The sequence below is a fragment of the Aeromonas sp. ZOR0002 genome (genome assembly GCF_963866995.1).
GTDB lineage: Bacteria > Pseudomonadota > Gammaproteobacteria > Enterobacterales > Aeromonadaceae > Aeromonas > Aeromonas caviae.
This window is the reverse complement of record NZ_CAWMFQ010000005.1, coordinates 1-10,861: the sequence shown is the minus strand read 5'-3', so window position 1 is coordinate 10,861 and position 10,861 is coordinate 1. Positions and strand designations below refer to the sequence as shown.

12 protein-coding genes and 1 pseudogene are annotated in these 10,861 nt (G+C 64.3%); 9 read left to right on the top strand and 4 right to left on the bottom strand.

Features of this window, described 5'->3' with window-relative positions; all coding sequences use genetic code 11:
- Together AACR77_RS00415 and coaBC are read right to left on the bottom strand one after the other, a co-directional pair.
- Nucleotides 1-159, bottom strand: a pseudogene (locus tag AACR77_RS00415) (dUTP diphosphatase); the annotation flags it as partial.
- A 76-nt stretch (nucleotides 160-235) separates the two neighbouring features.
- Nucleotides 236-1,438 carry a bifunctional phosphopantothenoylcysteine decarboxylase/phosphopantothenate--cysteine ligase CoaBC gene (coaBC, locus tag AACR77_RS00410; protein ID WP_042879081.1) on the bottom strand — a complete coding sequence of 401 codons (1,203 nt, stop codon included), beginning with the start codon at nucleotides 1,436-1,438 and terminating at the stop codon, nucleotides 236-238.
- A gap of 147 nt (nucleotides 1,439-1,585) precedes the next feature.
- Between coaBC and radC the strand changes: the two genes are divergently transcribed.
- The 6 genes from radC to AACR77_RS00380 all read left to right on the top strand — a co-directional run bounded on the left by radC (nucleotide 1,586) and on the right by AACR77_RS00380 (nucleotide 5,240).
- Nucleotides 1,586-2,260, top strand: coding sequence for a RadC family protein (gene radC, locus AACR77_RS00405; protein ID WP_042879080.1), 675 nt, complete (start codon nucleotides 1,586-1,588; stop codon nucleotides 2,258-2,260).
- 136 nt (nucleotides 2,261-2,396) lie between these two features.
- Complete coding sequence (rpmB, locus tag AACR77_RS00400) at nucleotides 2,397-2,633, top strand: 50S ribosomal protein L28 (RefSeq protein ID WP_005307492.1); 237 nt, start codon at nucleotides 2,397-2,399, stop codon at nucleotides 2,631-2,633.
- Between the two features lie 11 nt (nucleotides 2,634-2,644).
- Nucleotides 2,645-2,812 (top strand): 50S ribosomal protein L33, encoded by a 168-nt coding sequence (gene rpmG, locus AACR77_RS00395; RefSeq protein ID WP_005323752.1) that lies wholly within the window; start codon nucleotides 2,645-2,647, stop codon nucleotides 2,810-2,812.
- A 90-nt stretch (nucleotides 2,813-2,902) separates the two neighbouring features.
- Entirely contained in the window at nucleotides 2,903-3,358 is a 456-nt protein-coding gene (locus AACR77_RS00390; protein ID WP_042016396.1) for a hypothetical protein, read from the top strand.
- Between the two features lie 20 nt (nucleotides 3,359-3,378).
- Complete coding sequence (mutM, locus tag AACR77_RS00385) at nucleotides 3,379-4,191, top strand: bifunctional DNA-formamidopyrimidine glycosylase/DNA-(apurinic or apyrimidinic site) lyase (RefSeq protein WP_010676112.1); 813 nt, start codon at nucleotides 3,379-3,381, stop codon at nucleotides 4,189-4,191.
- 176 nt (nucleotides 4,192-4,367) lie between these two features.
- On the top strand, nucleotides 4,368-5,240 hold the full coding sequence (locus tag AACR77_RS00380; protein ID WP_042879078.1) for a VirK/YbjX family protein: 873 nt from the start codon (nucleotides 4,368-4,370) through the stop codon (nucleotides 5,238-5,240).
- A 74-nt stretch (nucleotides 5,241-5,314) separates the two neighbouring features.
- On the opposite strand, the gene coaD is transcribed toward AACR77_RS00380, so the two are convergent.
- Nucleotides 5,315-5,797: a pantetheine-phosphate adenylyltransferase gene (gene coaD / locus AACR77_RS00375; protein WP_010676110.1), complete on the bottom strand. Its 483-nt coding sequence runs from the start codon at nucleotides 5,795-5,797 to the stop codon at nucleotides 5,315-5,317.
- Nucleotides 5,798-6,018: 221 nt separating this feature from the next.
- Here coaD and AACR77_RS00370 point away from each other — a divergent pair, with 221 nt between their 5' ends.
- Nucleotides 6,019-7,062, top strand: a complete 1,044-nt coding sequence (locus tag AACR77_RS00370) for a glycosyltransferase family 9 protein (protein WP_042879076.1) — start codon at nucleotides 6,019-6,021, stop codon at nucleotides 7,060-7,062.
- A 341-nt stretch (nucleotides 7,063-7,403) separates the two neighbouring features.
- Here AACR77_RS00370 and AACR77_RS00365 read toward each other — a convergent pair whose 3' ends face one another.
- A complete protein-coding gene (locus tag AACR77_RS00365; RefSeq protein WP_042879087.1) occupies nucleotides 7,404-8,180 on the bottom strand; it encodes a glycosyltransferase family 2 protein in 777 nt (258 codons plus the stop codon).
- Nucleotides 8,181-8,519: 339 nt separating this feature from the next.
- On the opposite strand from AACR77_RS00365, the gene waaF reads away from it, so the two are divergent.
- Both waaF and waaA read left to right on the top strand, forming a co-directional pair.
- Nucleotides 8,520-9,617, top strand: coding sequence for a lipopolysaccharide heptosyltransferase II (gene waaF, locus AACR77_RS00360; RefSeq protein ID WP_010676107.1), 1,098 nt, complete (start codon nucleotides 8,520-8,522; stop codon nucleotides 9,615-9,617).
- A 1-nt stretch (nucleotide 9,618) separates the two neighbouring features.
- Nucleotides 9,619-10,861 (top strand): lipid IV(A) 3-deoxy-D-manno-octulosonic acid transferase (gene waaA / locus AACR77_RS00355; protein ID WP_042879073.1); only part of this gene is annotated, 1,243 nt, incomplete at its 3' end.

Below are 10,861 nucleotides of genomic sequence, written 5' to 3'. Positions count from 1 at the left end.
GGTCGGCACCAGCGTGGTGTCGCCTGGGGCCAGGGTCAGCGGGGCATCCAGCAGGGCGCGCAAGTCCATGCCAGCGGAGCCCGGTGTGGCGTAAGCGGGCAGCGGGAAGTCGGTGCCGATGCGGGCATCCAGGATTTTCAGTTCAATTTGTGTCGTCATGAATCTTTTTCAATTGGATCGCCTGGCGATCGGGTGGTACTGCAGGAGCCTGGGGCTCCCGGCATGTTCAATGGGCTCAGGGTCGATAATGGCGTGCAATCAGGGCGACAAGATGACGGGCCAGCGTCAGCTTATCGGCCAGGGGCAGGGCGGCTTGACCCCCTTGCCAGAAGACGGTCAGGGCGTTGTCATCGGCATTGAAACCCTGGCCTGCACGGGACACATCGTTGGCGGCGATCATGTCCAGCCGCTTACGTCGAAGTTTGTCGAGGGCGTATTGTTCCACATCCACGGTTTCGGCGGCAAATCCGACGGTGAAGGGTTTGTCTGACAACGCCCCCACATCGGCGATGATGTCGGGGTTTTTGACCAGGGTCAGCTGCATCTGGTCGTTGTCGCCGGTCTTCTTGATCTTTTGCTCGGCCACCTGGGCGGGACGGTAGTCGGCGACGGCAGCGCAGCCGATAAAGAGGTCGCACTCACCGACCCGGCTCATCACCGCTTCGTGCATCTGCAGGGCACTCTCCACATCGATGCGGGTAACGCCGGCCGGGGTGGCCAGTGCCACCGGGCCGCTCACCAGGGTCACCTCCGCGCCCGCTTCGCGCGCGGCGCGGGCGATGGCGTAGCCCATCTTGCCGGAGCTGTGGTTGCTGATATAGCGCACCGGATCCAGCGCCTCCCGGGTCGGCCCGGCAGTGAGCAGCAGCCTGACGCCGGCCAGGAGCGGTTCGGCGGCGAGCTGCTGGCAGCAGCGTTCCACCAGTTCCAGGGGATCCAGCATCCGGCCCGGGCCCACGTCGCCGCAGGCCTGGCTGCCGGAATCCGGCCCCCACAGCTGAATGCCGCGCTCGGCTAGGGTCTGAAGGTTGGCCTGGGTAGCGGCGTTGCGATACATCTGCTGGTTCATGGCTGGCGCCAGGGCGACAGTCGCCGGGGTGGCCAGGCAGAGGGTGGTGAGCAGTTCGTCCGCCATGCCGGCGGCCATGCGGGCCATCAGATTGGCGCTGGCGGGGGCGATCAGCACCAGATCGGCCCACTTGGCCAGCTCGATGTGGCCCATGCCCGCCTCGGCAGCCGGGTCGAGCAGACTGTCGGCCACCGGGTGGCCTGAGACGGCTTGCAGGGTCAGCGGGGTGATGAACTCCTTGGCGGAGCGGGTCATCACCACTCGCACCTCGGCCCCCTGATCTTTCAGGCGACGTACCAGTTCGGCACTCTTGTAGGCGGCGATCCCGCCACTGACACCCAACAGGATGCGTTTATCGGCCAATCTCATCTGCTGCTTCTCTTCCGGCTCACTCTGACTGGTCGGCTAAGATAGCACAGGCAATGGGTGGCGACAGAGGCTGACATGGGGGAGTTGTGGTCGGGCTCGCGGGATTCTTTGCTATGTTTTCTCTCAATAGCCATCAGGGAGAGACAAATGAGCATCAAGGAGTGGCCGGAAGAGGAGCGCCCGAGGGAAAAGCTGCTGCGCCGAGGGGCGGCGACGCTCTCCGATGCCGAACTGCTGGCCATCTTCTTGCGCACCGGGGTCAGTGGGTTGAGTGCGGTGGATCTCTCTCGCCAGTTGTTGCAGCAGTTTGGTTCCCTGCGGGCACTGCTGGGAGCCGAGCAGCAGGATTTTTGTGGCGCTCACGGGCTGGGACCTGCCAAGTATGCCCAGTTGCAGGCGGTACTGGAGATGGGGCGGCGCCATCTGGCCGAACAGTTGCAACGGGGAGAGGCGCTCACCTCGCCCGGGCTTACCCGTGACTTTCTGCAAGCCCAGTTGCGGGATCGGGGGAGGGAGGTGTTCGCCCTGCTGCTGCTCGACAACCAGCACAGGGTCATCCGGTTTGTCGAACTTTTTTACGGCACCCTCGACTCGGCGAGCGTCTGGCCCAGAGAAATCGTGCAGATCGCGCTCAAACATAATGCAGCCGCCGTGATTCTGGCGCATAATCACCCGTCCGGCGTGGCCGAGCCCAGTCGGGCGGACCGCCAGATCACGGATCGGATCCAGGCCGCCCTGGCCCTGGTCGATATCAGAGTGCTTGATCACCTGGTGATCGGTGATGGCATCACGGTTTCTTTCGCAGAGCGTGGTTGGTTGTGACTGGGCTCTGGCACTGTATTAGTTGATCTTTGATCACGGATGCTGTATAAAATGCCGCCTTCTGTTTGCCCCGCAATCGAAGGCCAGCGGGGCAGATATTTGCTCGAGCAATGAAGTAAGATTTGGAGAGACTGACATGTCTAGAGTATGCCAAGTAACCGGCAAGCGCCCGGCAGTTGGTAACAACCGTTCGCACGCTAACAACGCTACCAAGCGTCGTTTCCTGCCGAACCTGCACACTCACCGTTTCTGGGTTGAGAGTGAAAAACGCTTCGTGAGCCTGCGCGTATCCGCAAAAGGCATGCGTATCATCGACAAGCGCGGCGTTGAAGTGGTTCTGGCTGAACTGCGTGCCAGCGGCGTTAAGGTATAAGGAATTAGATCATGGCTAAAGGTATTCGCGATAAGATTCGCCTGAACTCCAGCGCCGGTACTGGTCACTTCTATACCACTACCAAGAACAAGCGCACCATGCCCGAAAAAATGGAGATCAAGAAATTTGATCCCGTGATTCGTCAGCATGTGATCTACAAAGAAGGCAAAATCAAGTAATTACTTGGTTTCGCTGCAAAAACCCGGCCTCGTGCCGGGTTTTTTTATGGCTGGAATTCAGTACACTGCCGATTCGAAGGGAGGCTAGCCATGTTCAAACTGAGCCGCAAAGGCTGGAACAACGTGATCATCGTGGTCGTGTTGATCGTCATTACCCTGTTGCACCGGCTGGAGCAGGCCCAGCAGGAGAACAGTGCCAAACGCGCGCGTCCGCTGTTGCCGGAGAGTGCCGTGGTGCTGACCTGGCAGGGGCCGAGCTGGCAGATAGAGCGTATCGGCCAGGGCTGGCGCAGCGCGCCGGATCTGGGGCTTGGCAGCGCCCAGCTGGCGGCCCGCATCGAGATGTGGCAAGGCTGGCTGCTGCCCCCCGGCGAGCCCGTGCGCGGCACCCCGGTGACCCTCAAGATCTGGATCGCCGGACAGAGTGATCCGGTGGAAGTCGGGCTCTATCAGGACGACGGCAAGTTTGCCGCTCTGCTGCCCTCCTCGACCTGGCTCAGCTTGAGTCAGGCGCAATACCGTGACCTGATGCGTCCCATTCCCTGAACGAGAACGAGAGATCGCCCATGCCTGAATTACCGGAAGTCGAAGTCAGCCGCCAGGGCATCTCCCCCTGGCTTACCGGCATTAAGGTGACCCGCGTGGTGGTGCGGGACGGCCGCCTGCGTTGGCCCGTGCCCGGCGAGATCCAGGAGCTGGTGGATCTCGTCATCCACCGCGTCAGCCGCCGCGCCAAATACCTGTTGCTGGAGACCGACTTCGGCACCGCCATCCTGCATCTCGGGATGTCCGGCAGCCTGCGGGTGCTGGACATCGGCACCCCGGCCGAGAAGCACGATCATGTGGATATCGAGCTGGCCAACGGCAAGCTGCTGCGGCTCAACGATCCGCGCCGTTTTGGCGCCCTGCTGTGGACCCGCGAACCGGCCGAGGCCCATGCCCTGCTCGCCAAGCTGGGGCCGGAACCCCTCACCGACGCCTTCCATGCCGATTACCTGCGGGAGCGGGCGAAGGGGCGCAGCACCGCCATCAAGCAGTTCCTGATGGACAACCACGTGGTGGTCGGGGTAGGCAACATCTACGCCAACGAGGCGCTCTATGCCGCCGGCATTCATCCCAGGCGGGCGGCGGGCAACATCAGCGCCGAGCGGCTGGGCACCCTGGTGAGCGAGATCAAGCGGGTGTTGGCCGAGGCCATTCGCCAGGGGGGCACCACCCTCAAGGATTTCACCAGCGCCGACGGCAAGCCGGGCTATTTCGTCCAGCAGCTGCAGGTTTACGGCCGTGGCGGCCAGCCCTGTTTCCACTGCCACACCCTGCTCACCGAGGTGAAGATGGGCCAGCGAACCACGGTGTTCTGCTCCCACTGCCAACGCTGAAAGCGGGATTTTTGAGCCGGAACCGGCCAAGTTGTAAGAGAGTATTTCCGGTCTGTTGAAGCGGCGTCAGCCCATGACTACTATCTCGCCAGTTCAGGCTGCGAGGTAATAAAATGACAGCTAAATCAATAGACTGGGAACATTTATCCCGGCAGGGGCACTATTGTGCCCACGATATGGCCCGCTTCCTCTATCCCGAAGACAGCGCCCGCAAGACCTTCAATCGCGGCAAGTTTTTGCTGCGCAGTCTGCTCTACCGTGCGCAGTTGAACCGGGTGTTCGAGCTGTTCCAGAGCGCCCCCCTGCGGGCGCTTCCCGCCCGCCACCCCGAGCTGCTCGACAAGCCGATGCGCCCCTATCGCTTCGCCTGCTCGACGGTGAACCAGCGGGTCAAGATGGTGGAGGATCACTACCGCCTGCTGCTGGGCCTGTACCCCGAGCTCATCGACCCGCTCTATCTGGGGGAGGGGATAGTGCTGGGCCATTATCCCGATGGCGGCTGGCGCATCGTGCTGCGTCACGACGGCACCTTCCGCAGGGAGGCGGAGCTGGCCCTCTCCATCGTCAACGCGCGGGGGGAGCGACTCTACAGCTGTGCCTTCTCCCTGGCGGGCAACGAACAGGAGCTGGCCCTGGTGATCGGGTCGGTGCAGGGGCCAGAGCCCTGTGTCGAGCAGCCCCAGGAGCAGGTGCGGGCATTGACCCGGGCGGGTCAGGGTCTGAGACCCAAGTCGCTGGTGGTGATGCTGGTGATGGCGCTGGCCGGGGCCATGGGGGCCCACCGGGTCTGTGCGGTGCGCATGAAGGCCCACATCTTCCAGGCAAGACGGTACAGCAAGAAGAAGAAAGCCTGCCTGCAGGCGGACTACGACGAGCTGTGGCAGGAGTTTGGCGCCCTCGATCAGGACGCCAACTTCGTGCGGCTGCAACCCGTGGTGCGCAAGCCGCTGGAGGAGGTGGCCGCCAAGAAGCGGGCCATGTACCGGCGCCGTTACGAGTGGCTCGATCAGCTGGAGCTGGCGATCCGCCAGCAGTTTGCCCGCAGCTAGGCGTGCAGTGCCTTGATGCAACAAGGGCTACCCGCGGGTAGCCCTTGTTCGTTTCTGCCCATCAGGGGAGGGGATTAGCGCTGCTGCCTGGCGGCGATGGCCTGAGCCACCAGGGGGTCGACGAACTGGTGGATGTCACCTCCGTGCAGCGCCACCTCCTTCACCAGGGTGGAGGAGATGAAGGAGTTCTCCTCCGCCGGGGTAAGGAAGACGCTCTCCAGGGTGGGCATCAGGCGACGGTTCATGTTGGCGAGCTGGAACTCGTATTCGAAGTCGGAGACGGCGCGCAGGCCGCGGATCAGCACGTTGGCCTGCTGCTCCCTGGCAAAATCCACCAGCAGGCCGGAGAAGCCCACCACCTTGACGTTGGGCAGGTGAGCCGTCACCTGCCGGGCCAGCTGAACGCGCTCCTCGAGATCGAACAGCGGCCGTTTGCTCGGGCTGTTGGCCACCCCGACCACCACCTCGTCGAACAGTCTGGCGGCGCGGCCAATGAGATCGGTATGGCCGTTGGTGATGGGGTCGAAGGTGCCGGGATAGATTACCTTGTTGGTCATGCTGCTGATTCCTGAAACCGGAAAACTGGTCGCATTATAGGGGCTGTTGCCGGTTTGTCGCGACCGGGATGGCGCGGATTTCTGGCGCTGATCGGCGGCCGGGGTCGCACAAATCGGGGCCCCGTGGCGTCTTCGCTTGAGAATCGCCCTGCATCAGGCAAGAATACCCGCATCGCGCATCAAGCCTCCTTCGCTGGTGACAGGGAGCATAGGGATTTTTTATGAAACGTATTCTGGTAGTCCGCAATGACAAGATTGGTGACTTCATGCTGGCGTGGCCGAGCTTTGCCATGCTCAAGCGCTCCATGGAGTGTCATGTGACTGCCCTGGTTCCCGCCTACACGGCGCCCTTGGCCCGCCTCTGCCCCTGGATCGACGAGATCATCCTGGATCCGGGTGCCCGGGCCGACAAGGAGCAGCAACGCGCCCTGCTGGCGCGCATCAAGGCGGCCGCCTTCGATGCCTCCATCTGCCTCTTCTCCAACACCCGCAATGCCAAGCTGGTGTGGAAGGCGCATATTCCCTACCGGCTGGCCCCGGCCACCAAGCTGGCCCAGGTGCTCTACAACCAGCGCCTGGTGCAGCGCCGCTCCCGCTCCCAGAAGCCGGAGTACGAATACAACCTGGATCTGGTACGCCGCTTCCTCGCCGATCAGCATCAGGCCGTGGTAGAGCCACAAGGACCCTACCTCGGCTTCGACCCCGAGAGCCTGCTGCAGGTGCGCGAGCAGGTCGCCGCCCGTCTCAGGCTCGACGCCTGCCGCCCCTGGCTGATGGTGCATGCGGGCAGCGGCGGCTCGGCCAACAACCTCTCCATCGAGCAGTACTCGCGCCTCATCATCAAGCTCAACCAGGCCTGTCCCGAGTTGCAGTGCGTGCTGACGGCAGGCCCGGGGGAGGAGGGGAAGGCGGAGCAGTTGGCGGCCGAACTGCTGGCCCATGGGGGCAACGGCTGGATCTATCGCTCCGACGAGGGGCTGCCGAAGTTCTGCCAGGTGATGGCCAACGCCGCCCTGTTCGTGGCGGGCAGCACTGGGCCCCTGCACATCGCCGCGGCCATGGACGTGCCGACCGTCGGCTTCTTCCCGGCACACCGTTCGGCGACGCCGCTGCGCTGGCGGCCGCTCAATGGCGAGGGGCGCCATCTGCCCTTCAGCCCGCCGGAAGACAGCGACCACCCGGAGGACATGAGCCAGCTCGATCCCAAGGCCATGGCGGCAGAGATCGCCCGCTGGGCGCCGCCCTTCTGGCGCGCCGAGCGCTGAGAGCGCACACAGAACATACAGACAGGGCCCCGCGGGGCCCTGTCTTGTATGGGGATGCGCCCTGCTGGTAGACCGGCCTACCGGGCGTGGTCCCCGACAGCCCCCTTGACGGGCCTGCCCGGGCCCCGGGCAGGGGAAACCTGTCGGTATAAGCCGGAGTCGGGTCATGTTGCCAATATCCATGCATTCGGCTTATAGCGGCCAGTTTTCGTCCGTGGCGCCCGGGTTTGCGCCGTGAGCGGCCCCGCGAGGGCTGCGCCCGCTCCACGGCAATAGGGTTTGCCCCTTGTCCCGCTGGAACAAGGGGTGAGTGATTAATGCGATGTTTGAGGCGCGATGCCCTATTTCGGCTGCTGGGGCTGCTGGCGAACCCAGAGATCGGCGTATTTGACGAAGGTGGAGTGGGCGGAGAGGATGGCCAGCAGCAGGCCCTGCTTGCCGTCGAGGAAACCGGCCTTGAGCAGGTACATCTTGAGGAAGCAGCCGACGGCGTGGACCAGCCCCTGGCCGAGGGATCCCTTCTTGCCGCGGGCGGTGCGCTGATCGGCCCAGGCCCTGGCGTAGCCGGCGGATTTGACCAGGTAGTGTTCCAGATCCCGGTAGGTGTAGTGGAGGAGGTCGCCCTGCAGGTTGACGATCTTCATGTTGGCGCACACCTCCACCTTCTCGTGTACCAGCGCCTCGTTGTAGCCGGTCAGCGCCTTGGGGTAGAGGCGCAGCACCCGATCCGGGTACCAGCCGCTGTGGCGGATGAAGCGGCCGAACACCCAGGAGAGGCGCGGGATGGAGTAGATGGTGTCGCTGGCCGGGTTGGCCATGACCCCCTGGATGGCTTCCCTGAGTTCGGGGGTGAGCCGCTCGTCCGCGTCCAGCCACAGCACCCACTCCGACTGGACATGGGACTGGGCGAGGCGGCGCTGACGGCCGAAACCGGGCCAGGTGGTGTTGACGAAGAAGCGGGCGCCAAATTCGGCGGCGATGGCCGGGGTGTCATCCTGACTGCCGGAGTCGAGAATGACGATTTCATCCGCCAGGCCTTCGAGGGAGGCGAGGCAGGCACGGAGGTTGTCGGCTTCGTTCTTGACGATCAGGACGGCCGCCAGGGTCGGTTTTTTCACAGGCAAGGGACTCTTGTTGGTGCCCGGCGGGCGGGTCATGCTCGGATTGGCGCCCATTCTAGCCTAAAACCCCGCGCGGGGCATGACCCGAGGGCCTGGTGGGCCCGCTTTTGAATGCGGGGGAAGGGAGATCTCTGCTACCCGGCAGTTGGTGGCCCAGGGCACGCTGTGTCCGGGTGGAAGAGGGCCTCAGGAGGGATGCGCGGGGGAGCAGATCCTGCCAGGGAGGCGTTTTGCGGGGGCAGACGGGTATCTTCTGTTATTTCTTCGGCCTTTCTTGGGGCATAATCTCGCCCAGTAACGATCAACAGCCGGGCCAGTCCCGAGAGAAGACGCGCGATGAAGATATTGGTGATCGGCCCCTCCTGGGTCGGCGACATGGTGATGTCCCAGAGCCTCTACAAGGCGCTCAAGAGCAACCACCCGGGCAGCGAGCTCCATGTGATGGCGCCGGCCTGGTGCGTTGCGCTGCTGGAGCGCATGCCCGAGGTGGACAAGGCCATCCCCATGCCGCTTGGCCACGGTGACTTCAAGCTGGGGGCACGCCGCCGCCTTGGCAAGCAGTTGGCCGCCGAGCAGTACGATCAGGCCATCATCCAGCCAAACTCCATGAAGTCGGCCCTCATCCCCTGGTTTGCCAGGATCCCGGTGCGCACCGGCTGGAAGGGGGAGCACCGCTTCGGTCTGCTCAACGACATGCGTAGCAACAAGCAGGCCTTTCCGCTGATGGTGGAAGGCTATGTGGCTCTGGCCTATCCCAAGGGGCAGATGAAGAGTCGGGACGATATTCCCGCTATTCCCCATCCCTCCCTGCACGTGGATCTCATCAACCAGGGCAAGGCGCTGGAGCGGCTCGGCCTGAATCGTGCCCGCCCTGTGCTGGTGCTCTGTCCGGGGGCCGAGTTCGGCCCGGCCAAACGTTGGCCGGAAGGGCACTACGCCGTGGTGGCGCAAAAGCACCTCGACGAGGGGTGGCAGGTGTGGATCTTCGGCTCGGGCAAGGACGTGGACGTGGCCAACACCATCCGCGATCGGATCAACCCCCTGTCGCGCCCCAACTGCCACGTGCTGGCGGGCAAGACCAGCCTGCACGAGGCGATCGACCTGATGGCCCTGGCCGGTCGGGTCATCGCCAACGACTCGGGCCTGATGCACGTGGCGGCCGCCCTCAACCGGCCGCTGATCGGCGTCTACGGCTCCACCTCGCCCCTCTATACCCCACCGCTGGCGGACAGGGTCGAGATCGTCCACACCGACATCGAATGCCGCCCCTGCTTCAAGCGCACCTGCAAGTTCGGCCACCTCAAGTGCCTGATCGAGCTGATGCCGGAACAGGTCATCGAGGCGGGAAATCGGCTGGAGCGTGGTGAAACGGCAGATCTGACCATAGTGCGGCAGCCGGTGGAATCCTCTGCTGCTGAACCAGGTAATAGCTAGCATGATCTACCGGTTGCTCTACAACCTGCTGATCCACCTGGGGTTGCCCCTGGCGCTGCTGGCGCTCTACAAGCCCAAAAAAGGCAAGCCCGGCTTCGGGGCGCGCTGGGCCGAGCATCTGGGACGATTGCCGCCGACCGGACAGGAGGCCCCCCTCTGGATCCATGCGGTGAGCGTGGGGGAGACCCTGGCTATCACCCCCTTCATCCGCGCCCTCAAGGCCGAGCGCCCCGAGCTGCCCATCCTGCTCACCACCACCACCCGCACCGGCGCCGAACAGGCGGCCAAGCTCGGGGATCTGGTAGTGCACCGCTATGCGCCTCTCGACTATCCCTGGGCCGTCTCGGCGTTTCTGAGCACCGTCAAGCCCCGCGCCCTCTGGGTGATGGAGACCGAGCTATGGCCGAACTGGCTGGCGGCCTGCGAGGCACGCCACCTGCCGGTGACCATCCTCAATGCCCGCCTCTCGGAGCGATCCTGTCAGCGCTATGGTCGCTTCCAGGGTGCCTTCGATGCCCTGAGCCGCCCGCTGACCCACCTGCTCTGCCAGCATCAGGACGATGCAGATCGCTTCCATCGACTGGGGATAGGGCGCAACCGGCTGGCGGTGACCGGCTCCATCAAGTTCGACATCCAGTTTGGCGACGAGGTGCAGGCCAGGGGCCGTGCCCTGCGCCAGCAGCTGGGGGAGGCACGACCTGTCTGGATCGCCGCCAGTACCCACCAGGGGGAAGACGAGCAGGTGCTGGCCGCCTTCGATCGGGTGCTCAAGGCCCATCCCTCCGCCCTGCTGATCCTGGTGCCGCGCCATCCCGAGCGTTTCGATCGGGTGGCCGAGCTGTGCGCCCCCTACGGTTGCGTGCGGCGTACGGCGGGCAGAGCGGTCGGCGAGAGGGACAAGATCTACCTGGGTGACACCATGGGCGAGCTGCCGCTGATGCTGGCGGCGGCGGATCTAGCCTTTGTCGGTGGCAGCCTGGTGCCCGTGGGCGGTCACAACCTGCTGGAACCGGCGGCGCTGGGCAAACCCTGCCTGACCGGCCCCGTCTATTTCAACTTCAGCGACATCACCCGCCAGCTGGTGGCCCAGGGTGGCGCGGCCGTGGTGGCGGACGCCGAGGCGCTCGGCCACCGGGTGAGCACCCTGCTCGGCGATGCCCCTGCTCGCCGCGAGATGGGGGAGCAGGCCCGCGCCGTGGTGCTGCGCAATCAGGGGGCGCTGGCGCGCACCCTCTCCCATTGCC